Origin of the sequence: Streptomyces sp. GMY02 (genome assembly GCF_019056675.1) — a bacterium.
Taxonomy (GTDB): domain Bacteria; phylum Actinomycetota; class Actinomycetes; order Streptomycetales; family Streptomycetaceae; genus Streptomyces; species Streptomyces odonnellii.
In genome coordinates, this window is record NZ_CP077658.1 from 6,307,227 (window position 1) to 6,329,241 (window position 22,015).

At 72.4% G+C, this 22,015-nt stretch carries 19 protein-coding genes, 1 pseudogene and 1 riboswitch; of the genes and pseudogenes, 11 read left to right on the plus strand and 9 right to left on the minus strand.

Annotated features, from left to right (window positions below; genetic code table 11):
* Window positions 1–97: 97 nt before the first annotated feature.
* The 3 genes from KQY30_RS26905 to thiO form a co-directional block, all read right to left on the minus strand.
* Window positions 98–895 (minus strand): thiazole synthase, encoded by a 798-nt coding sequence (locus KQY30_RS26905; RefSeq protein ID WP_217309064.1) that lies wholly within the window; start codon window positions 893–895, stop codon window positions 98–100.
* A gap of 6 nt (window positions 896–901) precedes the next feature.
* Entirely contained in the window at window positions 902–1,120 is a 219-nt protein-coding gene (thiS, locus tag KQY30_RS26910) for a sulfur carrier protein ThiS (protein ID WP_217309065.1), read from the minus strand.
* Window positions 1,117–2,343 carry a glycine oxidase ThiO gene (thiO, locus tag KQY30_RS26915; protein ID WP_217309066.1) on the minus strand — a complete coding sequence of 409 codons (1,227 nt, stop codon included), beginning with the start codon at window positions 2,341–2,343 and terminating at the stop codon, window positions 1,117–1,119. The genes thiS and thiO overlap by 4 nt, the downstream gene beginning before the upstream one ends.
* Window positions 2,341–2,454, minus strand: a riboswitch (TPP riboswitch). Its footprint overlaps the gene before it by 3 nt.
* A 260-nt stretch (window positions 2,455–2,714) precedes the next feature.
* On the opposite strand from thiO, the pseudogene KQY30_RS26920 reads away from it, so the two are divergent.
* The 5 genes and pseudogenes from KQY30_RS26920 to KQY30_RS26940 all read left to right on the plus strand — a co-directional run bounded on the left by KQY30_RS26920 (window position 2,715) and on the right by KQY30_RS26940 (window position 7,208).
* Window positions 2,715–3,877, plus strand: a pseudogene (locus tag KQY30_RS26920) (NAD(P)/FAD-dependent oxidoreductase).
* Between the two features lie 158 nt (window positions 3,878–4,035).
* On the plus strand, window positions 4,036–4,401 hold the full coding sequence (locus KQY30_RS26925; protein WP_046504918.1) for an Rv2175c family DNA-binding protein: 366 nt from the start codon (window positions 4,036–4,038) through the stop codon (window positions 4,399–4,401).
* A gap of 97 nt (window positions 4,402–4,498) precedes the next feature.
* The gene (gene thiE, locus KQY30_RS26930; protein ID WP_217309067.1) at window positions 4,499–5,146 is read left to right on the plus strand and encodes a thiamine phosphate synthase; all 648 of its coding nucleotides are present in this window, start codon (window positions 4,499–4,501) and stop codon (window positions 5,144–5,146) included.
* A gap of 76 nt (window positions 5,147–5,222) precedes the next feature.
* The gene (gene metF / locus KQY30_RS26935; RefSeq protein ID WP_217309068.1) at window positions 5,223–6,140 is read left to right on the plus strand and encodes a methylenetetrahydrofolate reductase [NAD(P)H]; all 918 of its coding nucleotides are present in this window, start codon (window positions 5,223–5,225) and stop codon (window positions 6,138–6,140) included.
* Window positions 6,141–6,191: 51 nt separating this feature from the next.
* The gene (locus KQY30_RS26940) at window positions 6,192–7,208 is read left to right on the plus strand and encodes a hypothetical protein (protein WP_217309069.1); all 1,017 of its coding nucleotides are present in this window, start codon (window positions 6,192–6,194) and stop codon (window positions 7,206–7,208) included.
* Between the two features lie 98 nt (window positions 7,209–7,306).
* On the opposite strand, the gene KQY30_RS26945 is transcribed toward KQY30_RS26940, so the two are convergent.
* Complete coding sequence (locus KQY30_RS26945) at window positions 7,307–8,815, minus strand: NAD(P)/FAD-dependent oxidoreductase (RefSeq protein WP_217309070.1); 1,509 nt, start codon at window positions 8,813–8,815, stop codon at window positions 7,307–7,309.
* Window positions 8,816–8,846: 31 nt separating this feature from the next.
* Entirely contained in the window at window positions 8,847–9,464 is a 618-nt protein-coding gene (locus KQY30_RS26950; RefSeq protein ID WP_217309071.1) for a DUF4126 domain-containing protein, read from the minus strand.
* 563 nt (window positions 9,465–10,027) lie between these two features.
* Between KQY30_RS26950 and KQY30_RS26955 the strand changes: the two genes are divergently transcribed.
* From KQY30_RS26955 to KQY30_RS26965, 3 genes are all read left to right on the plus strand, one after another.
* Window positions 10,028–10,567, plus strand: a complete 540-nt coding sequence (locus KQY30_RS26955) for an SAV_6107 family HEPN domain-containing protein (protein WP_217309072.1) — start codon at window positions 10,028–10,030, stop codon at window positions 10,565–10,567.
* A 94-nt stretch (window positions 10,568–10,661) separates the two neighbouring features.
* Entirely contained in the window at window positions 10,662–11,447 is a 786-nt protein-coding gene (locus KQY30_RS26960) for a bifunctional 2-polyprenyl-6-hydroxyphenol methylase/3-demethylubiquinol 3-O-methyltransferase UbiG (protein ID WP_217309073.1), read from the plus strand.
* Between the two features lie 286 nt (window positions 11,448–11,733).
* Window positions 11,734–12,129 (plus strand): DUF3040 domain-containing protein, encoded by a 396-nt coding sequence (locus tag KQY30_RS26965; protein ID WP_046506299.1) that lies wholly within the window; start codon window positions 11,734–11,736, stop codon window positions 12,127–12,129.
* 139 nt (window positions 12,130–12,268) lie between these two features.
* Here KQY30_RS26965 and KQY30_RS26970 read toward each other — a convergent pair whose 3' ends face one another.
* From KQY30_RS26970 to KQY30_RS26985, 4 genes are all read right to left on the minus strand, one after another.
* Entirely contained in the window at window positions 12,269–14,683 is a 2,415-nt protein-coding gene (locus KQY30_RS26970) for a DUF3488 and transglutaminase-like domain-containing protein (protein WP_217309074.1), read from the minus strand.
* The gene (locus KQY30_RS26975) at window positions 14,680–16,035 is read right to left on the minus strand and encodes a DUF58 domain-containing protein (protein ID WP_217309075.1); all 1,356 of its coding nucleotides are present in this window, start codon (window positions 16,033–16,035) and stop codon (window positions 14,680–14,682) included. Before KQY30_RS26975 ends, KQY30_RS26970 begins: the two co-directional genes overlap by 4 nt.
* Window positions 16,035–17,114, minus strand: a complete 1,080-nt coding sequence (locus tag KQY30_RS26980; RefSeq protein ID WP_217309076.1) for a MoxR family ATPase — start codon at window positions 17,112–17,114, stop codon at window positions 16,035–16,037. The genes KQY30_RS26975 and KQY30_RS26980 overlap by 1 nt, the downstream gene beginning before the upstream one ends.
* Before the next feature lie 198 nt (window positions 17,115–17,312).
* On the minus strand, window positions 17,313–17,876 hold the full coding sequence (locus KQY30_RS26985; RefSeq protein ID WP_254407337.1) for a carbonic anhydrase: 564 nt from the start codon (window positions 17,874–17,876) through the stop codon (window positions 17,313–17,315).
* Between the two features lie 473 nt (window positions 17,877–18,349).
* On the opposite strand from KQY30_RS26985, the gene rsmH reads away from it, so the two are divergent.
* The 3 genes from rsmH to KQY30_RS27000 are packed head-to-tail and all read left to right on the plus strand — an operon-like array spanning window position 18,350 to window position 21,967.
* The gene (rsmH, locus tag KQY30_RS26990) at window positions 18,350–19,306 is read left to right on the plus strand and encodes a 16S rRNA (cytosine(1402)-N(4))-methyltransferase RsmH (RefSeq protein WP_217309077.1); all 957 of its coding nucleotides are present in this window, start codon (window positions 18,350–18,352) and stop codon (window positions 19,304–19,306) included.
* Window positions 19,303–19,956 (plus strand): septum formation initiator family protein, encoded by a 654-nt coding sequence (locus KQY30_RS26995; RefSeq protein ID WP_217309078.1) that lies wholly within the window; start codon window positions 19,303–19,305, stop codon window positions 19,954–19,956. The genes rsmH and KQY30_RS26995 overlap by 4 nt, the downstream gene beginning before the upstream one ends.
* A gap of 4 nt (window positions 19,957–19,960) precedes the next feature.
* Complete coding sequence (locus tag KQY30_RS27000) at window positions 19,961–21,967, plus strand: penicillin-binding protein 2 (protein WP_217309079.1); 2,007 nt, start codon at window positions 19,961–19,963, stop codon at window positions 21,965–21,967.
* Window positions 21,968–22,015: the final 48 nt, after the last annotated feature.

Below are 22,015 nucleotides of genomic sequence, written 5' to 3' on the forward strand. Positions count from 1 at the left end.
ACGGAACCGGCGACCCCGTGCCGGGGGCGCAAAATAAGCCCGTCCGGCGATTGAGGACGAACCGGCGGCGGACGGACCCGCACGCAAAGCGCACTCGCTACGAGAACGCCGGCCGCTCCGGATCCCACGTCGGCATGCCCTCCGCCGGGGACGACGCGTGGGCGAAGTGGCGGCGGGGGATCCGGCCCGCGCGGTACGCCAGGCGCCCCGCCTCCACCCCGTGCCGCATCGCCTCCGCCATCAGCACCGGCTCCCGCGCCCGCGTCACCGCCGACGCCAGCATCACCGCCGCGCACCCCAGCTCCATCGCCAGCGCCGCGTCCGACGCCGTACCCGCCCCCGCGTCCAGGATCACCGGCACCCCCGCCCGCTCCACGATCAGCTCGAAGTTGTGCGGGTTGCGGATCCCGAGCCCGGAACCGATCGGCGACCCCAGCGGCATGATCGCCGCGCAGCCCACGTCCTCCAGCTTTCTGGCGAGCACGGGATCGTCGTTCGTATAGGGCAGCACCGTGAACCCGTCGTCGACCAGCGTCTCCGCCGCGTCCAGCAGCTCGACCGGATCCGGCAGCAGCGTCCGCTCGTCCGCGACCACCTCCAGCTTGATCCAGTCCGTACCGAGCGCCTCACGCGCCAGCCGCGCCGTGAGCACCGCCTCCCCCGCCGTGAAACACCCCGCCGTGTTGGGCAGGGCGCGGATCCCGAGCGAGCCGAGTACGGACAGGACGGACCCCTGGACCGTGGGATCGAGGCGCCGCATCGCCACGGTGGTGAGTTCGGTGCCGGAGGCGACCAGGCACCGTTCCAGCACGCCGAGGCTCGGCGCCCCGCCCGTCCCCATGATCAGCCGGGATCCCAGCACGGTGGAGCCGATGGTGAACCGGTCGTCCGCCATCCCCGCTCAGCCCCCCTGGACCGCGGTGAGGACTTCCACCCGGTCGCCCTCGCCGAGCACCGTCCCGGCCCAGCGGCCCCGTGGTACCACCGTCTCGTTGACGGCGGCCGCGACACCCGAGGGCGCGGAGGTGAGCGTGGCCACCAGGACGTCGAGCGTGGTGCCCGTGGCGAGGTCGTGCGCCTCGCCGTTCACGGAGACGGACACACGGACGGAGATGCTCATACGGTCAGCTCCCGTGGTACGGAGGTGAGGTCCTGCGGTACGGAGGTGAAGCGGCGCGGGGTGAACGGCCGGGCCAGTTCGGGGAGTTCGCCGGTGGTCAGCGCCTCCGCCAGCACATCGCCGGTGACCGGCGTGAGCAGCACCCCGTTGCGGTAGTGGCCGGTCGCGAGATGCAGTCCCGGCAGCGCGGTCGGCCCCAGCAGCGGCGCGTTGTCCGGTGAGCCGGGGCGCAGCCCGGCGAGGGTCTCGGTGAGCGGCAGCTCGGTGATGCCGGGGACGAGCTCATGCGCGTCGCGCAGCAATTCGTACACCCCGCCCGCGGTCACCGTCGTGTCCCAGCCCTGCTCCTCGCTGGTGGCGCCGATCACCAGCTCGCCGTTCTCACGCGGCACCAGATAGACATGGCTGCCGCGCACCACCGCCCGTACCGACCTGGTCAGGAACGGCGTGTACGCCCGTGGCACGGTCAGCCGCAGCACCTGGCCCTTGACGGGCCGTACCGGCGGCCGGATCTCGTGCGGTACGCCCTCCAGCCGCCCGCTCAGACTGCCGGCGGCCAGCACCACCTGGTCCGCGCCCAGTACGCGCCCGTCGGCCAGTACCGCGCCGGCGGCCCGGTCCCGTACGACCGAGAGCCGTTGGGCCGACGCCCGGTGGAACACCACCCCGGCCCGCTCGCACGCCGTGACCAGCGCCGCGGCCAGCCGGCGGGGATCGATCTGATGGTCGCCGTCCACCCGCAGGCCGCCGCGCACGCCCGGCGCGAGCATCGGTTCGAGGCGCCGGCACTCGCGCCCCGTGAGCCACTCGGAGGCCAGCCCCGAGCGGCGCTGGAGGTCGTGCAGTTCGCGCAGCTCGGCGCGGTCGTCGGTGTCGAGGGCGACGGCGAGCGTGCCGCTGGCGCGGTAGCCGGTCTCCTGGCTGCCGGCCTCCTCCAGCTCGGCCACGAAGTCCGGATAGCGCTCCGCGGAGGCCATGTTGAGCCGGAGCAGGACCTGCTCGCCATGGTGGAGTTCGGTGACGGCGGCGAGCATGCCCGCCGCGACCCGCGCGGCGCCGCCGCCCGGACGGGGGTCGGCGACGGCGGTGCTCAGCCCGCGCTGAGCGGCCCGCCAGGCCGTGACCAGGCCGATGATTCCGCCGCCGACGACCAGGACGTCGGAACCGCTCCCCGTTCCCCGATGAGGCGACTGCGGATGGGATGACGGATGGGGTGACTGCATGGGCGTCCAGCCCCTCCCTTCGCCGGCATGACCCGGATCAGGTTCGTACGGTCGGAGGCCGCTCCAGCCTCCCTCTCAGTCCGGTGCGTCCGGACTCCCGCGAGGTAGTGTCACCGGCCAGACTAACGCGCGGCCCGCCGTGCGGTAAGGCCGCGCCGAGGGCCCGGGGTCCCGTCTGCCACATGGCGTCGTCCGCCCGCAGCACGGGGACCAGGCGGGATGTGGCGGACAGGGCCTGGTTCCGTCCGGGTACGCCCGGCGGTTGACCGGCTGCATATGGTGATCGGGTGAGCGAGCAGCAGAGGCAGCGGGAACTCCCGGCACAGCGGGCGGATCGGGCGCGGCCGGGCGTCGTCATCGTCGGCGCGGGGATGGCGGGGGTGCAGACCGCCGTGGCCCTGCGCGAGAAGGGGTACGAGGGGACGGTCACCCTGATCGGCGCCGAGCGCCACCCGCCGTACGACCGGCCGCCGCTCTCCAAGGCGGTGCTGCTGGGCACGGCGGACAGCCCGGCGTACGACATCGACTTCGCTGCGCTCGCCGTCGAGCTGAGACTCGGGGTTGAGGTGACCGGACTGCGCCCCGCCGCGCGGGAGGTCGACACCGGGGCCGGGCCCGTACCGTACGACCTGCTGGTCATCGCCACCGGCGCCGAGCCGGTCGCCCTGCCGGGCACCGCGGGCATGCCCGGTGTCCATCTGCTGCGCACCCTGGACGACGCCGAGGCGCTGCGGCCCGTTCTGGACCGGGGGCCGGGACCGTGGTCGTCGGCGCGGGGTGGATCGGCGCGGAGTTCACCACGGCGGCCCGCGCGGCCGGGTGTGCCGTGACGGTCGTGGAGGCGGCGGACCGGCCGCTGCCCGGCGCCCTGCCGGCCGAGGTCGCGGCGCCCATGGCGGACTGGTACGCGGAGAGCGGCGCCGAACTGCTCACGGGCGCCCGGGTCGCCGCCGTCGAGCCGGGCACCGTGGTCCTCGCGGACGGCAGGCGGCTCTCGGCCGAGGCCGTGGTGGTGGGCATAGGCGCGCGGCCCACGACCGACTGGCTGTCGGGCTCCGGAATCGCGCTGGGCCCGGACGGGGCGGTCGTCGCCGACGAGCGGCTCGCGACCTCGCTGCCCGGTGTGTACGCGGTCGGCGACTGCGCCTCCTTCCCCTCCGCCCGCTACGGCGAGCGGCTGCTGGTCCACCACTGGGACAACGCGCTCCAGGGGCCGCGTACGGTCGCCGCCCAGGCCGTCGGCGAGAGCGAGCAGATCTACGATCCGGTGCCGTACTTCTGGTCGGAGCAGTTCGGCCGGTTCGTCCAGTACGCGGGGCATCACGCGGCGGCGGACACCCTGGTCTGGCGCGGCGGTCCCGCGGAGGCCGCCTGGTCGGTGGTGTGGCTGCGGGACGGGGTGCTGGTGGCGCTGCTCGCGGTGGGCAGGCCCCGCGATCTGGCGCAGGGGCGCAAGCTGATCGAGGCGGGCACCCGGCTGGACCCGGCGCTCGCCGCCGACCCGTCCGTACCACTGCGGAAGGCGGCGCTCTGAGACGCTGCCGTCCGGGGCCGCGCGGGCCGTCGTGCCGTGGCCCGGGCGGGGCCGGAGCGGTTCGTGCCGTGGGCCCGGCGCGGGGGGCGGTTCGTGCGGGCTGCCCCGGCCGGAGCCGGTTCGTGGCGTCTGTCAGTCCGGGATGGCACGCTTGTCGTGTGACCGAGATTGACGCAAAGATCGATGCTCTCGTCCCCGCCTGGCTCCACCTGCCCGACATCGCGGAAGCGCTCGATGTCGAGGTGACGCGTGTGCGGCAGTTGGTGAAGGAAGGCCAGCTCATCGCCGTACGCCGGGGCGAGAACAAGACGCTCCAGGTGCCTGCCGCCTTCGTCGACGGCAACAAGGTCGTCAAGGGCCTCGCCGGGACCCTGACGCTCCTGAGGGACGACGGCTTCACCGACGAAGAGATGCTCGAATGGCTCTTCACCCCCGACCCGACCCTGCCGGGCACGCCCGCCCAGGCGCTCGGGGAGAATCGCGGCACGGAGGTGAAGCGCCGGGCCCAGGCGCTCGCCGTCTGATCGACCCATCATCACTCGCGGTGTGCGGCGGCGCCCCGGCGGCCGTCCCACGGTCCCGGCGCCTCCGCACACCGCCGACCCGACGGGGGGAATTCCCATGCCCGAGGCCCGCGCGTCGCTCTCCGACGCCCGGCTGTATCTCTGCACGGACGCCCGCAAGAGGCAGGGGGACCTCCCGGAGTTCCTCGACGCCGTGCTGGCGTCCGGCGTGGACATCGTGCAGCTCAGGGACAAGGGCATGGAGGCGGCCGAGGAGCTGGACCACCTCCAGGTCTTCGCAGACGCCTGCCGCCGCCATGGCGTACTGCTCGCCGTCAACGACCGCGCGGATGTGGCGCATGCCATCGGCTCCGACGTGCTGCATCTCGGACAGGGCGATCTGCCCGTCCCCGCCGCCCGCGCGATCCTCGGCGACGCCCCGCTGATCGGCCGCTCCACGCATGCCGAGGCCGAGGCGGACGCCGCCGCCGTCGAGCCCGGTGTGGACTACTTCTGTACGGGACCGTGCTGGCCCACCCCGACCAAGCCGGGCCGCCACGCGCCGGGACTCGGTCTCGTACGGCACACGGCGGCACTGGGCACGGACCGGCCGTGGTTCGCGATCGGCGGTATCGACGCGGGCAATCTCGACCAGGTGCTGGACGCGGGTGCTCGCCGTGTCGTGGTCGTACGGGCCATCACCGAGGCCGACGACCCGGCCGCGGCGACGGCGTCCCTGGCCAAGCGCGTACGGGAGCGGGTCTGACGACAATCAGTTCTCAATCCGGGCAAATGACCCCCGCCCGGTTGGGTGACCGCCGCACCCTCGATAACCTGCCCGTATGGCCTCCGGCACCGCTTCGACCAGATCGGATCACGCACTGACCGTGCGTGATCTGCTCGCGACCGGCAAGACATCGTTCTCTTTCGAGTTCTGGGCGCCCAAGACCGAGAAGGGCGAACGGAATCTCTGGAACGCGTTGCGCCGGGTCGAGGCGGTGGCACCGAGCTTTGTCTCGGTGACCTATGGCGCGGGCGGCTCGACCCGGGACGGCACGGTCAGGGCCACGGAACGGATCGCCTCCGACACCACACTCACCCCGGTCGCGCATCTCACGGCCGTCGGCCAGTCCGTCGCCGAACTGCGCAATATGGTCGGCCAGTACGCCGATGCCGGGATCCGCAACATCCTTGCCGTACGGGGCGATCCGCCCGGTGATCCCATGGGGGAGTGGGTCAAACACCCGCAAGGTGTGCGGTATGCCGCCGAACTGGTCAGGCTCATCAAGGAGTCCGGCGACTTCTGTGTCGGGGTGGCCGCCTTCCCCGAGATGCATCCGCGCTCCTCCGACTGGGACACCGACATCCGGCACTTCGTGGACAAGTGCCACGCCGGAGCCGATTACGCGATCACTCAGATGTTCTTCGAAGCGGACGGATATCTGAGGCTTCGTGACCGGGTCGGTGCCGCTGGTTGCGCGACCCCGATCATTCCGGAGATCATGCCGGTCACCAGCGTGGGAATGCTGGAGCGGCTGCCGAAGCTCAGCACCGCGGCCTTCCCGGCCGGACTGAAAGAGCGGATCCTCTCCGTCAAGGACGATCCCGCCGCTGTACGCTCCATTGGCATCGAGTTCGCAACGGAGTTCTGCGCGCGACTGCTCTCCGAGGGTGTTCCCGGCTTGCACTTCATCACCCTCAACAACTCCACCGCAACGCTCGAAATCTACGAGAATCTCGGACTGCACGAGCAGTCGTGACCGGTCGTACCCGCCCTGTCCCGGGCGGGTGGCCGAAGGAGAGGGGCGGGCATGGGCTGGACGGTCCTCTACATCGCATTCGGCATCGTGGCCCTGTGGCTGCTGGGCGAGGTGCTGCTCCAGTACAAGGCGCGACTGCGATGGCGGCTGCTCGCCTTCTTCGGATTCATGGGCGTGGTCCTCGGTGTCCTGATGCCCTCCGTCTTCGTGATCGCCCTGGGTGCGGTCGCGTTCGCGGTCGGTCAGACCTATGTGACGCTCTCGTTCCGCCGCGGCTTCTCCACCGGCTGGGCGATAGGCGGCAGTCCGGGGGCCAGCCGCCGCCGGAAGGACAACGGCCGGGCGGACGCCGACCGCGACCCGTCCCTGGAAGTCACGGAGCTGGAGTACGAACCGGTGGAGGCGGCCGACGTGCCGGAGCCTCCGGTGCCGGTGGCCGCGGCCATGGACACCACCGCGGTCTACGAGCCGGAGCCGCTGCCCGACGACACCGGGCAGTACGGCGTCTACAACGACTACAACGGGTACGACACCACCGCCCACGATCCGAGCGGCCAGGGCCGGCCTCAGCAGCAGCCCGACCCGAACGGCTGGGGCGGCGGTTACGACGCCTACCCCGGCTATCAGCAGCAGCCGGCCGACCAGGGCGACTACGCGGCACAGGGCGGTTACCCGGCGCACGACGCCTACCAGGGCCAGGACGCCTACCAGCCGGGCCACTCCGGCGAGCACACCTACGCGAGCCAGGACCCCTACGCCGGCCAGGACGCCTACGCGCAGCAGCAGTACGCCGATCCGTACACGGGCCAGCAGCAATACCCCGGCTACTCCGACCCGTATGCCGCCGACCCGGCCAACGGCGGCCAGCAGTACGGCTCGTACGACAGCTTCGGCGGCCAGCAGCAGTACACCGACCCCTACAGCGGCCAGCAGTACGCCGCGGAGACCCCGCCGGGCGGCGTCTGGGTCCCGCAGCAGCGCGAGCCCGGCCAGGCCCCGCCGATGCCGGAGGACCAGCCCCACCAGCCGGGCTACGACCCCAACTACGGCGAGCAGTACCGCTACTGAGGGGCAGTATCGCTACTGACGAGCAGTGCTGCTGACGGTCCATCAGATCTCTTGGCCCTGCACCTGCTTCACACCGCCCCCTCCCCGGCGCACACGCCTCACTGCGAGCCCCGGAAGTCCGGCCCCTCCACGATCAGTCCGGCCACCAGTGCCCCCGACATCCCCGCATGGGCCGGCCCGCCGCCCGGATGCGCCCAGCCGCCCGCCAGATACAGCCCGGACAGCTCTGTGGTGTTCGCGGGGCGCAGCATCCGGCCGCCCGCCCCGGCCAGCGCGGGCGCCGGCACCGAGCCGCCGTCCGCGCCCGTCTCCGCCGCGGTCTCGGCGGGTGTCCGTATCCAGCGCCGTACCAGCCGCTCCGCGATGCCCGGCACGGCGGCCTCCGCCGCGTCCACCAGCGCATCCGCGTACCGCTCGCGCAGCGCCCCGTCCGCCCAGTCGACCGGGCCGTGCGGGGCGACCGTCGCGGTGACCGTGACCGCCTCATGGTCCTCGTCGGGCCGCGTCCCCGGGTCGTCCGGCCGCAGAACCGTGACCGTGGGCCGCTGCGCGGTCCGGCCCGCGAAGACCTCGGCCGCCTCCGCGCTGCCGTCCGGGGAGTGCACCACCGTCCGGTGCACGGCGTCCGCGTCCCGCGCGCCGCGCAGCGCCAGCAGCACGCTGAACCGGCCGGGCATCACGCCGCCGTCCGGCTCCCGGGACCGTATCCCGCCGTCCCCCCACAACTCGCGCTCCACCAGCCGCTCCGGCGCGATGCCCGCCACGACCCGGTCGGCCGCCACGACCGTGCCGTCGGCCAGCTCGATGCCGGTCGCCACGCCGTCCTTCTCGGCGATCCGGGTCACTTCCGCCCCGAAGACGAACTCCACCCGCCGCGCCAGGCACCGTTCGTACACCGCGCGGGCCAACTCCCGCATCCCGCCCCGCACATACCAGCTTCCGAATGTCTGCTCCAGATACGGGAGCAGGGCCGCGCTCGCCGGGGTGTGGCGCGGATCGAGCCCGTACGACAGGGCATAGCCGTCCAGCAGCGCGGCCAGCCGGGGATCGGCCAGCTCCCAGGCGCCGATCTCCGCGACCGTGGCGGCCCGGCGCGCCCCGCGCAGCAGCCTCCGCTGTCGCACCGCCGGATACGGATCGCGCCCGAGCACCTGCCAGTCGTCCCACAGCGGTTCTTCGAGCAGAGGCCGGCGCGAGCGGTCCCAGGCGTCCCTGGCCCGCCCCAGGAACTCCCCCCACCGGGCACCGGCCCCCGCGCCCAGCGCCGCGTCCAGGGCGGAGACCACCCCTGCCCGCGACGCGTTCGGCAGCCGCGCATCCGTACCGTCGGCGAAGACATGCCGGCTCGCCGGATCGACCTGGCCGAGCCGGACGCATCGCTCCAGCGGCTCCTTGCCGGTCTTGACGAACAGATCGCGGTAGACCGCGGGAAGGTGCAGCAGACCGGGGCCGGTGTCGAAGACGAACCCGTCCGCCTCGAACCGGCCCAGCGACCCGCCATACGTCGCCGAGCGTTCGTACACCGCCACCCGGTGTCCCGCGACGGCCAGCCGGGCAGCCGCCGCCATGGCGCCCATCCCGGCGCCGATCACCACAATCCGTGCCATGTCAGGGACCTTAGCCGGGGCCACTGACAATTCAGCCGGGCGGTGCCGGAATCCCGCCTCCGGCCAGGCGTTTCTCCGCCCGGCGCTGTGCCCGGCGGCGCAGGAAACGGCGGATCCTCGCGGCGAGGAAGGCCACGGTCGCGATGCCCAGCACCAGCAGCGTGCCCGCGATCACGGCGGCGGCGACCGGATGGAAGACCGCGAAGGTGATGATCCCGGCCACCCCCAGATCCTCGGCCGTGCTCACGGCGATATTGCTGAACGGCTCGGGGGAGGTGTTCACCGCCATCCTGGTGCCCGCCTTCACAAGATGGCTGAGCAGTGCCGTCGAGCCCCCGACCGCGCCGGCCGCGATCTCCGGCAGTGAGCCGCTCTGGCCGGCCAGCAGCGCGCCGACCACCGCGCCGGAGAGCGGTCTGACGACCGTGTGCACGGCGTCCCAGACGGAGTCGACGTACGGGATCTTGTCCGCGACCGTGTCGCAGAGGAAGAGCACCGCCGCCGCGATCAGCACATCGGTGCGCTGCAACGACTCGGGCACCTCGTCGGTCAGCCCGGTCGCGCCGAAGACCCCGAACAGCAGGACCACCGCGTAGGCGTTGATACCGCTGGCCCAGCCACTGGTGAAGATCAGGGGGAGTACGGACACGGACGCGATCGTATCCAGCGCGGGCCCGGCGCGGTGTGGGCGTGGGCCGGAGTACGGAGGACTGAGTACGCGTACTCAGCAAGGGAGTTGAGTAGCCGCGCGGATGTGGCGTCACCTGCGCGGACGGGAGAGTGGGGAGCACGGAAGGGGCGCGGCGCCGGCACCGCCGACACGGGGCGGCGGAACGGCGCGGCTCCCCCGACGGAACGGGGGCGTACGACGGAGGGCCCGGGACCACGGGGGATCACGGGGATTCGGGCTCTCCGGTTCATGTATCGGGGGCAGGGGGAATCGGGTGCCGACGGGCACCAGCACGTGGCAGGACGGAAGTCCGGTGCGGCTCAACAGGACCGAGCCGCACCGGACTTTTCCGTGCCCTGCCTTCCGCGCTGCCCGCGCGCCGTACCAGCGGTTGTGCGCCGGCGAGTCAGTCCAGTCGGTCCGGAAACTGTTCCGAACTCACGAGCGAAGCAAAATCGCAGGTCAGAGCCGATTGTCAGTGGTGCCCTTCAAGATGGACACATACGGCCACAGCGCCGTCACACGACGACAGGAGGTTCGTCATGGCCAGCTCCTACGCCGGTGCCGCGCGCCGGCCTCGTACAGACGGCCCTGCCCCCTCACTGACCGGACCGCCCACCGATGTCCATCCCGTGCGCCGCCGGGCCTCGGCGCCGCCGGCGGCCCTCGATCTGCTCGCCCAGGCCCGTACAGGACTCGACGAGGCCGCCACGCTGGACACTCCGAACGAGCGCTATGCCACCGCCCATCTCGCGGCTCTGCGGACCGCCGCCGCGGTGCTCGCGGCCCGTGGCCGCCCCGAGACCACCCCGCGCGGGCGCCGCCGGATAAGGAGCGCCTGGGACGTTCTGCCCGAGATCGCCCCCGAGCTGACCGAGTGGAGTGCGCTCTTCGCCTCGGGCGCCCAGCGCAGGGCGCGCGCCGAGGCGGGCATCCGGGGCGCGGCGAGCAGCCGTGACGCCGACGATCTGCTGCGCGACACCGCCCTGTTCCTGCGCCTGGTGGAGCGGCTGCTGGTGCTGGAGCCGATGCTGCCCCGGCCGGGGGCCGAGGGGCCGCGGCAGGGGGGCGCCGCTGGATGAGCCGGGGGGACGGCCGAGGCAATAGGGTGGGCGGAGCCCGCACCGTTCCACGCCCCGCCGCCCGCGGCGGCACCGCGCCGAGGAGTCAACTGCCGTGTCGGACCGTTCCCCTGTCACCGGTGGGGAGACGCCATCGCGCCCCCGCGGCTCCCTCCGAACCGCCGTGGTCTGGGAAGTCCTGAAGGACGCTCTCGAACGCCGGGCCAAGGTGGCGGGGACCGACGTCCTGGACGTGCTCGACACCGGCGGGGGTACGGGCAGCTTCGCGGTGCCCGTCGCCCGTCTGGGGCATCGGGTCACCGTGGTCGACCCCAGCCCGAACGCGCTCTTCGCGCTGGAGCGCCGGGCGGCCGAGGCGGGCGTGGCCGAGCGCGTCCGTGGGGTGCAGGGCGACATCCACGGGCTCTTCGACGTGGTGGAGCGCGGCGGCTTTGACGCGGTCCTGTGCCATGGCGTCCTGGAGTACGTGGACGACCCGGCGCAGGACGTAAGGAACGCGGTGGACGCGCTCCGCCCGGACGGCGCCCTCAGCCTGCTCGCGGCGGGCCTGGGCGGCGCCGTACTGGCCCGGGCGCTCGCCGGGCACTTCAACGAGGCCAGGCAGGCGCTCACCGACCCGGAGGGACGCTGGGGCGAGGGCGACCCGGTGCCCCGGCGCTTCACCGCCGGGCAACTGACGGACCTGGCGGCGGGCGCCGGTCTGCGGATCGGGGCCGTGCACGGCGTACGGGTCTTCGCGGACCTGGTCCCGGGCAGCCTGGTGGACACCGAGCCCGGGGCCCTGGAGGCCCTACTGAAGCTGGAAGCGGCCGCCGCCGAACTGCCCGCCTTCCACGCGGTGGCCACCCAGCTCCATGTCCTCGGCGAGAAGCGGGACTGAGTCCGGCGGGGGCCGCACGGTGATCGCCGGGCTGATCAGCGGCGCAGCCGTACATGGAGTGCGCCACAGGCCCCCCGGTGGGGCGCCGGGCGCCGTATGATCGATGTACACCATCCGGCATGACGGATCGGTGGTTGGGGAATCAACGCCTCAACAACCGAGCCGACATGTCGGCCCAGAATGGCGAAATGGCGTTGAGGGCGGGTTTCACGGGGGCGATTCCCTGCCTATCCTTGAAGGAGCCGCATAGCGGTCGCCCCCCGCGACCGACGACTAGGAGGACTCCGTGCCGCTCTCGGAGCACGAGCAGCGAATGCTCGAGCAAATGGAGCGAGCGCTGTACGCCGAAGATCCCAAGTTCGCGACAGCGCTTGAGGGAAGCGGGCTGCGTACGTACACCCGGCGACGGGTCTACCAGGCAGTGGCAGGCTTCCTGGTGGGTATCGCGCTCCTCATGGCCGGAATGGTCGCCCAGCAGATCTGGATCAGCGTGGTGGGATTCCTCGTCATGCTGGGCTGTGCGGTCCTGGCGGTCACAGGGTGGCGCAAGGCGCCCAAGCCGGGTGAGCAGCCGACATCGGGCACGGCCCCGGCAGCCCAGCGACAACCGAGACAGCGTCGCTCGATGATGAACCGGATCGAGCAGCGGTGGCAGCGCCGCCGTGACGAACAGGGCCAGTGAGTCCCCGCGGTTCCTGGATTTGACCGTACGGCTGAGGGGCGAACGCGCAAGGCGTTCGCCCCTCAGCCGTTCCCGGATCAGTCCTCCCGGATCAGTCCTTCCCGGGGCCAGCCGTTCCCGGGCGCGAGCGGGAGGCGCGTCAGCGGGTGAGGGCCGGTCCCGGGGTGTCCGTACGGGGGCGGCGCCTGCCCCAGCGGGCCGTGACCGCCCTCCAGCGAGCCGAAGCGGCCCAGACCACTCGTACGGACGAGCGCGGCACCAGCAGTGCCCGCAGCCGGGTCCAGCGGCTCACCGGGGCGCGCAGCCCCGCGCGGATCAGCCGGGCGTCCTCGGCCAGCCCCGTACCCGGCCGGGGCTCCCGCGCGTACAGCACCTGCTCCACGGAGCCCGCCACCCGGTGCACCGCCTCGGCCGCCGCGCCGTCCAGCCTGCCCAGCCGTACCAGCCGGGCCGCCGTCCTGCGCGGTGTCTGCGCATCGTCCGGCGGGATACCGAGGTCCCAGGCCGTATCGGTTATCTCCTGCCAGACGGCGAGCGTCCGCGCCCGGGCGTCGGCCTCCGTACGGCCCCGGGAGCCCAGCCGTCTCGCCCGCGCGTCGGTCCGCAACAGCAGGGGCAACAGGGTCAGCGCGATCAGCCCCGCCAGCAGCACCACGGCCCGGCCGATCACCAGCAGGCCGCCCCACAGGCCGCCCGAGTCCGCGGGCGGCGCCGCGGCGCCCGGCGCGATCGTGGCGCACTCGGCCGCAGGCGTCGCCTGTGCCTGGCAGCTCTCGGAGGCGGACGGTGCGACCGACGGCGCGGCCGAGGTGCTGGCCTCGGGGCGGCTCGGGTCGCTCTCGTCGCTGGTGGGGGCGTCCGGGCGGGTGTAGTCGGGGGCGGTGCCCCGGCTCGGGGTCGGCTCGAAGCGGGTCCAGCCGACCCCCTCGAAATACAGCTCCGGCCAGGCGTGCGCGTCACGCAGCCCGACGGACATACTGCCGTCCGACTGCGGGGAGCCCGGGGTGAAGCCCACCGCCACCCGCGCCGGTATGCCCAGCGTGCGGGCCATGGCGGCCATCGTGAACGAGAAGTGGACGCAGAAGCCTTCCCTGTTCTTCAGGAAGCGCGTGATCGCGGTGACACCGGTGCCCGAGTCGACCTGGGTGTCATAGGTGAAGCCGCCGTCCAGCGCGAACCAGTCCTGGAGCCTGACGGCCCTCTCGTAGTCGTTGGCCGCCCCCTCGGTGACCTCCAGGGCGGTCGTTTTGACCACGGCCGGCAGGAAGGACGGGACCTCGGTGTACTCGCGGCGCAGGGCTCCCGGGGCCTCGGGCGCGGAGGCGAGCTGCTCCGCGGTCGGATTCACCATGAGGCTGCTGACCTGGTATTGGGCGCCGCGTGTGGACTGCCCCCGGTCGCCCACCAGCGTCCGGCCCTCCGGTTCGAAGCGCCAGTCGCCGTCGATCTTCACCCTGCTTGCCGGATAGGGCATCGGCAGATAGTTCTGCTGGTACCAGCCCGCGGTCGAGATCGTGGTGGTGATCTCGCGGGTGCTGACCGCCTGGCTGAGGCCCGGCGGGTCGGGCAGCCGGTCCGGTACGTCCTCGACCTTGCGCTGCGAGAATTTCCAGGCCGTCCCGTCGAACCGGTCCAGCGCCATGATCCGCAGATACATGTTCTGGGTGTTGGGCGCGTTGGTCTTGTAGGTCAGGGCCTCGCGGTCCGCGGGCTGGTTGAGATTGTCCTGGAGCGAGACCAGCGGATTCACCGCGGAGATGGTGCCCCCTCCGCCCAGCCCCGAGCCGTTCCCGCTGCCCGCGTTCGCCAGCAGTCCGCCGTCCAGGGTGGGCAGGGCCGCCGGGACCGCCAGGGCGATCCCCAGCGCGACCACCCCGATCCTGCGGCCGGTACGGACCGGGGCGGGTGCACGGCCCGCCGCCTCCAGACCGGCCGCGAACCGGCCCTGCGCGCGCGAGGCACCGCCGAACACCCGGCCCCACTGCGACAGCCGGTCCCGCCCCTCGGCCAGGAGCAGCAGCAGATAGCCGGAGGCCGCGAGCAGGAACCACAGCCAGCCGCCCTCGCCGCCGGAGAGCCCCGCCGCGACCGAGTACAGCGCGAGCAGCGGCAGCCCCGCCGGGGCCGCGCTGCGGAAGGTCACCGCGAGGGCGTCCACCGCCAGCCCGATCACCACGACACCGCCAACCAGCATCAGCCTGATGCCGTCGGTCGCCGGCGCCGGTATCGCGTACCGCCCGACATCCTCGCCACCCTCCGCCAGAAGCCGCCCGAACTCCTGGAAGACCCCCGGGGAGGGCAGGAAGCCGAGCAGCGCCCGGTCCGACGCGAAGACCACCGTGAGCATCAGCAGCGCCGCGGCGGCCTGGAGCGCCACGGTCAGCGTCCGCGCCAGCGGCGCCCGCCTGGCCAGCGCGCCCACCCCGCTCAACAGCGCCACCATGATCGCGGCGTGCAGCAGCCAGGTGGCCGGCCGGACCAGCGGCACCAGCGCGCCCGCCGCCATCAGCGTGGCGGCGAAGGCGCACAGCGCCAGCCTTCCACGACCGCTCATGCCCATCCTCCGGAGAAGCTTGTCGTACCGCCCGGGACGACCGATTCCGAGCGCTGTCGCGCCGCCTGCCGCCACAGCTCGGGCAGTGCCGCGCCCGAGGGCACGACCAGCGCCGTCCAGCCCGCCTCGCGGAGCTGCCGCAGCCGCTCCTCGACCTGGCTGTCGGCCCCGAGGCCGGGCGCCCAGCCCGTACTGTCGAGCACAAAGGCGACGGCTGTACCGCTGCGCTGCCGCATCCGGGCCGCCACCGCGGTCTGTTCCTCGTCGAGATCGCCGAAGAACGCCACCAGCAGCCCCTCGCCGCCGCGCAGGACCTCGTACGCGCCCGAGAGGCCCGTCCCCTCGGAGTGGTCGACGACCGCGAGGGTGTCCATCAGCAGCCCGGCCGATTCGGCCGCGCCCTGGGTCGCCCCGGCATAGCCGTCCGCGCCGTCGCCCGGTACCGAGTCGCCCGTGTCCGTCAACAGCCTTACCGCGAAGCCCTGTTCCAGCAGATGCACCAGCGCGGAGGCCGCGCCCGACACCGCCCACTCGAAGGCCGAGTCGGGCCCCGCCCCTTCATAGGCGATCCGTCTGGTGTCCAGCAGTACGGTGCACCGCGCCCGCTGCGGCTGTTCCTCGCGGCGCACCATCAACTCGCCGTACCGCGCGGTGGAGCGCCAGTGCACCCGGCGCAGATCGTCGCCGTGGCGGTAGCCGCGGGGGATCACATCGTCCTCGCCGGCCAGCGCCTGCGAGCGCTGCCGCCCGTCGCCGTACCCCGAGGACTCGCCCATGAGCCGCACCGGCGGCAGCGGTTCGGTGCGCGGGACGACCGTCAGGGTGTCGAACGCGCTGAACGAGCGCGTCAGTTCGCACATGCCGAAGGGGTCGCTCAGCCGGAGCTGGAGCGGCCCCAGCGGATACCGGCCGCGCAGATCCGAACGCACCCGGTAGGACACCTCGCGCCGGCCGCCCGGCTCCACCCGGTCCAGCACGAACCGGGGCCGCGGGCCCAGCACATACGGCACATGGTCCTGGAGCATCAGCAGCCCGGTGGGCATCCGCGTGACGTTGTCCATCCGGAGCTGCACCCGCGCCTCGGAGCCCGCGGGGACCCGGGAGGGCGACAGCCGACGACTGCCCGCCACCCGGTACCGGGTGTGGTAGAGGACGGCCACACAGATCAGCGGCAGCGCGGCCAGCAGGAACCCGACCCGCAGCAGATCCGACTGGCCCAGGACGAAGGCGCAGACCGCCGCGGCGATACCGGCGGCCAGGAACGACCGGCCGCGTGTGGTCAGTCCGGCCAGAGCGGGCCGCAGTCCGCCCCGGTCCTCGCCGTCCGCCGCGGCCGGCCCCCCGGATGCCATCACAGCCGCCGTACGCCGGCCTGCCGGCCGTAGAGCGGCCCGCCGGGTCCACCGACCCCGCCGCCGGGACCACCGGGCATGCCCGCCACCTGACGGCCCTGGCTGTGCCCGCCGTCCCCGGTCGGCACCGGGGTGCGCTGGAGGATCTCCAGCACGACCTGCTCGGCCGTACGGCGGTTCAACTGGGCCTGGGCCGTGGGCAGCAGCCGGTGCGCCAGCACCGCGACCGCCAGCGCCTGGACATCGTCCGGCAGCGCGTAGTCCCGGCCGCTCAGCGCCGCCGCGGCCTTCGCCGCGCGCAGCAGATGGAGCGTGGCGCGCGGTGAGGCGCCCAGTCTGATGTCCGCGTGGTTGCGCGTCGCGCCCACCAGGTCCACCGCGTACCGCCGTACGGAATCGGCGACATGCACCGTACGCACCGCGTCTATCAGCTTCACGATGTCATGCGCGTGCGCCACCGGCTGGAGGTCGTCCAGCGGGGAGACCCCGCCGTGCACGTCCAGCATCTGCAACTCGGCCTCCGCGCTGGGATAGCCGATCGACACCCGGGCCATGAAACGGTCCCGCTGCGCCTCGGGCAGCGGATACGTGCCTTCCATCTCCACCGGGTTCTGGGTGGCCACCACCATGAAGGGGCTGGGCAGTTCGTAACTCTGCCCGTCGATGGTGACCTGGCGCTCCTCCATGGACTCCAGCAGTGCCGACTGGGTCTTGGGCGAAGCGCGGTTGATCTCGTCGCCGATCACGATCTGGGCGAAGATCGCGCCCGGTTTGAACTCGAAGTCCCGCCGCTGCTGGTCGAAGATGGACACCCCGGTGATGTCCGACGGCAGCAGGTCGGGAGTGAACTGAATACGCCGCACCGAACAGTCGATGGACCGTGCCAGCGCTTTGGCCAGCATCGTCTTGCCCACGCCGGGGACATCTTCGATCAGAAGATGCCCCTCGGCGAGGAGCACGGTCAGCGAAAGCCGTACGACCTCTGGCTTGCCCTCGATCACACCCTCCACCGATGTGCGGACACGCTCCGCTGTGGTGGTCAGATCAGTGAGGCTCGCTCGATCGTCATAGGTCGTCACCCGGCCCTCCTCGGCCCTTTCCACGGGCCGATGCTCATCGGACGGCCCGGCCCACCCCGAAACACGGACACCGTCCGCGGAAAGTTCCGGAACGCTGTCACAGACGCATTCTTGTTGCCGTTACCGCTTCGTGTCACTCGCCTGTGGATAAGTGGGAGGGATTTGTCGGCTTTGCCGTCCAAGTTGTGCCGGTGGCCGTCAGGCGGCCGGGTCGATCTCCCTCAACAGGCCCGTCTTCACGTCGAAGACAAAGCCCCGGATGTCGTCCCTGTGCAGCAGGAAGGGCGATGTCCTGATGCGCTGCATCGACTGCCGTACGTCCTGGTCGACGTCGCGGAACGACTCCACGGCCCAGGAGGGGCGCTGGCCGACCTCCATCTCCAGTTCGTGCCGGAAGTCCTCGGTGAGGCTCTCCAGGCCGCAGCCGGTGTGGTGGATCAGCACCACGCTGCGGGTGCCGAGCGCGCGCTGGCTGATGGTGAGGGAGCGTACGACGTCGTCGGTGACGACGCCGCCGGCGTTGCGGATGGTGTGACAGTCGCCCAGGGAGAGGCCGAGGGCGTCGTGCAGGTCGAGTCGGGCGTCCATGCAGGCGACCACGGCCACGCGCAGGACGGGCCGTGCGTCCATCCCCGGGTCCGTGAAACCGGCGGCGTACAGGTGGTTCGCGTCTACGAGGCGGTCCGTGACCGTCCCGCCGGTACGTGCCGCACCGGCGGGAGCCACGAAGGGCTCGGTGGGCAGGTGTGCGGAAGTCGACATACCTATGACGGTAATGGCCCGGTGCCAGTTCGGCCCGGTGTGAGAATGGACAAAGAACGTCAACTTGGCTTGGTGTGAGCTAACCCACAAGAGTGAGTGTGGCGATGTCGAACGGGTGAATTGTTCCGTTTATGGTCTTGTGGCGAGCGATTCTGGCGACGCGCTGGCCGGTTGATTGACCGGGAACCGCACCTGGCGGTGGACTAAAGTGGCGCGAAGATCCCGGGCACGCCCCGGACACATTCCGAATTCCCCGCGAGTGCGGCGTACGTGCGGCTCGGCCTCCTCCCGCTCGACGGTCGGCCGACGCCCTTCCCGGCGCCGGCGGACCTCCCCTTCTGAGCGGGCGGGGACCCGGCGGTACGTATGGCCGCGCCGGACCTGAGAGGGCGCATGAGCGAGCGCAGCCAGCGAGTCACGGAAGGCCGCGCGCCCGCGGAACGTACCGGCCGCGGCCCCCGGGAGGGGCGGGTATGAACCAGCTCCGGCACGTCCCCGTGATGCTCCAGCGGTGCCTCGACCTGCTGGCCCCCGCCCTCGCGGAGCCCGGCGCGGTCGTCGTGGACTGCACCCTCGGCCTCGGCGGCCACAGCGAGGCCCTGCTCACCGCCTTCCCCGCCGTCCGGCTGATCGCCCTCGACCGCGACCAGGAGGCGCTGCGGCTCTCCGCCGAGCGGCTCGCCCCGTACGCCGACCGCGCCACCCTCGTGCACGCCGTCTACGACGAGCTGCCCGAGGTCCTCGACCGGCTGGGCACCCCCCGAGTCCAAGGCGTCCTCTTCGACCTCGGTGTCTCCTCGATGCAGCTCGACGAGGCGGAGCGCGGCTTCGCGTACGCCCAGGACGCCCCGCTCGACATGCGCATGGACCAGTCGGCCGGAGTCAGCGCCGCCGAGGTCCTCAACACGTATCCGCCCGGCGAACTGGTACGGATCCTGCGCGCGTACGGCGAGGAGAAACAGGCCAGGAGGATCGTCTCCGCGATCGTCAGGGAGCGCGAGAAGGAGCCCTTCACCCGCAGCGCCCGGCTCGTCGAGCTGATCCGCGACGCCCTGCCCCAGGCCGCCAAACGCACCGGCGGCAACCCCGCCAAACGCACCTTCCAGGCCCTGCGCATCGAGGTCAACGGCGAACTGGCCGTCCTGGAAGGGGCGATCCCGGCGGCCGTGGCGAGCCTCGCCGTCGGCGGCCGTATCGCGGTCCTCTCGTACCACTCGCTGGAGGACCGTCTCGTCAAACAGGTCTTCGCGGCCGGCGCCGCGGGCACCGCGCCGCCCGGCCTGCCCGTCGTACCCGAGCAGTACCAGCCCCGGCTCGAACTGCTCACCCGCGGCGCCGAACTGCCCACGGAGGAAGAGGTCGCGGAGAACCGGCGCGCGGCTCCGGCCCGGCTGCGGGGAGCGCGGCGGATCCGGGAGGACGTTCGGTGAGCGGACCGGCCAAGCACCTCCGGGGACGGGCGGCACGGCTCGCCGAACTGATGCCGTCCGGGGCCAGTTCGGCGGCCCGCACCCCCTTCGTCCTGCTGGTCGTCGTGCTCCTCGGCGGCGGACTGATCATCCTGCTGCTGCTGAACTCCTCGCTCAACGAAGGGTCGTTCCGGCTCAGCGAACTCAAGAAGCGCACCACCGACCTCACCGACGAACAGCAGGCGCTCCAGCGGGACGTGGACGCCCATCTGGCGCCGAACGCCCTGGAGCGGCGGGCCCGCGAGCTGGGCATGGTGCCCGGCGGCAGTCCCGCCTTCCTCAATCCCGACGGGACGGTACGGGGAGTGCCCGCCGCGGCGGACAGTCCGGTGCCCGCGCAGCCCTCCGGCCGGCTCTCCGTACCGCCGTACGGGATGGACACGATGGAGGAGACACCGCCGGCCGCTCCGGAACCGGTGCCCGTCCCCTCGTCGCCGGTCCCGGCCGTGCCCCAGGTCCCCTCCCCGGCCGCTCCCGCCCTTCCCGCGCCCTCGGCACCTGCCCCGTCCGGCGGGTCCATGGCAGTGCCGTCCCCGTACGCCCCCGCGGCCCCGCGCGAGGTCTCCGTACAGCTCTCCGGAACACCGGTCCCGACGATCTCCGGCAGGTGACGCAGTGCCCCCCAAGGACCCACCGCCGCCGCGCCGCCGGGTGCCGAAGCCCGCGCGCTCCGGAAGCGGCGGCCCGCAGCGGGCCTCCTCGCGCCCGGCCTCCCGCCCGACGTCCCGTCCGGCCTCCCGCCCCGTCGCCCGCCGCCCGCGCTCCGGGGCCGCCGCGCCGCAGCGGATCCGGCTGGGCAGTCCCCGCCCCCGGCTGCGCCTGGTCAGCCTCGCCCTGACCCTGATCATGCTGGTGTTCGTCGTCCGGCTGCTCCAGGTGCAGGCCGTCGACGCCGGCGCGTACGCCGCCAAGGCGGAGAAGAGCCGCTATCTCAGCCACCGCATCGACGCGGAGCGCGGCGAGATCACCGACCGCTCCGGGATCGCCCTCGCCACCAGCGTCGACGCGTACGACATCACCGCCGACCCGCTGATGTTCACCCCCGACTTCAGCAAGATCCAGGACGCCCCCGAGAAGGCGGCCGCACTGCTCGCCCCCATTCTCGGAGCCGAGACCGGCACGCTCGTCAAGAAGCTCAGGACCCCCAAATCCCGCTACACGGTCCTCGCCCGCCGCCAGACCCCCCAGGTCTGGAACCAGATCAGGGACCTCAAGAGCGTCTTCGCAGAAAAGGCCGGCAAGGAGGAGGCCCCGGGCGGCGGCCAGGCCGTCAGCGTCCTGGCCGGGGTCTTCCAGGAGGCCAGCAGCAAGCGCGTGTACCCGAACGGCGATCTCGCCGCCGGGATACTGGGATACGTCAACGCCGCGGGCCATGGCGCCGGCGGCGTCGAGTCCATGCTCGACAAGGAGCTGGCGGGCGAGGACGGAGAAGTCACCTTCGCCCAGTCCGGCGGCCGCCGCGTCCCCACGGCCAGCTCCCGGGAGAAGCCCGCGGTGCCCGGCTCCGACATCGAGCTGACCATCGACCGGGACATCCAGTGGGCCGCCCAGCAGGCCATCACCGAGCAGGTGCGGGCCTCCAAGGCGGACCGCGGCTATGTGATGGTCCAGGACACCAGGACCGGCGAGGTGCTCGCCATGGCCAACGCCCCCGGCTTTGACCCCAACGACCTCTCCGAGGCCGACACCGCGGCCATGGGCAACGCCGCCCTCCAGGACGTGTACGAGCCCGGCTCCACCAGCAAGGTCATGTCCATGGCCGCCGTACTGGAGGAGAAGGTCGCCACCCCCGGCACCCATGTCGTCGTCCCCAACCGGCTGCACCGCGGCGATCGGCTCTTCAAGGACGACATCGACCACCCGACCTGGTACCTGACACTCAACGGCGTCCTCGCCAAGTCGTCGAACATCGGCTCCATCCTGGCCACCGGCCAGCTCGGCAAGACCCAGGCCGAGGCCAACAAGGTCCTCTACTCGTATCTGACCAAGTTCGGCATCGGCCGCCCCACCGGCCTGGACTACCCCGGCGAGACCCGGGGCATCCTTGCCAAGCCCGAGGACTGGTCCACCTCGCAGCAGTACACGATCCCCTTCGGCCAGGGCCTCTCCCTCAACGCCATGCAGGCCGCCTCGGTCTACTCGACCATCGCCAACGGCGGCGTACGCATCGAGCCCACCCTCGTACGCGGTACGACAGGGCCCGACGGCCGGTTCACCCCGGCCCCCGCGCCCAAGAAGACCCGGGTCGTCAGCGAGGAGACCGCGAAGACCGTCGCGACCATGCTGGAGTCGGTGGTGGGCGACGAGGAGGGTACGGGCACGAAGGCCCGTATCCCCGGCTACCGGGTCGCGGGCAAGACCGGTACGGCCAACCGGGTCGACCCGGAGCTGGGCCGCTACAAGGGCTACACCGCCTCCTTCGCGGGCTTCGCGCCCGCCGACAAACCGCGGATCACGGTCTACTGCGCCATCCAGAACCCGACGAAGGGCAGCTACTTCGGCGGCCAGATCTGCGGACCCATCTACAAAAAGGTCATGGAGTTCGCTCTCAAGACCCTGCAGGTCGAACCGACCGGCAGTAAACCCGCCAGGCTGCCGGTGACCTTCAAACCCGGCGAGTGACCCCAGGGAAAGCGCCAGTGACAACGATCACCCCCGATTCGGGGAACC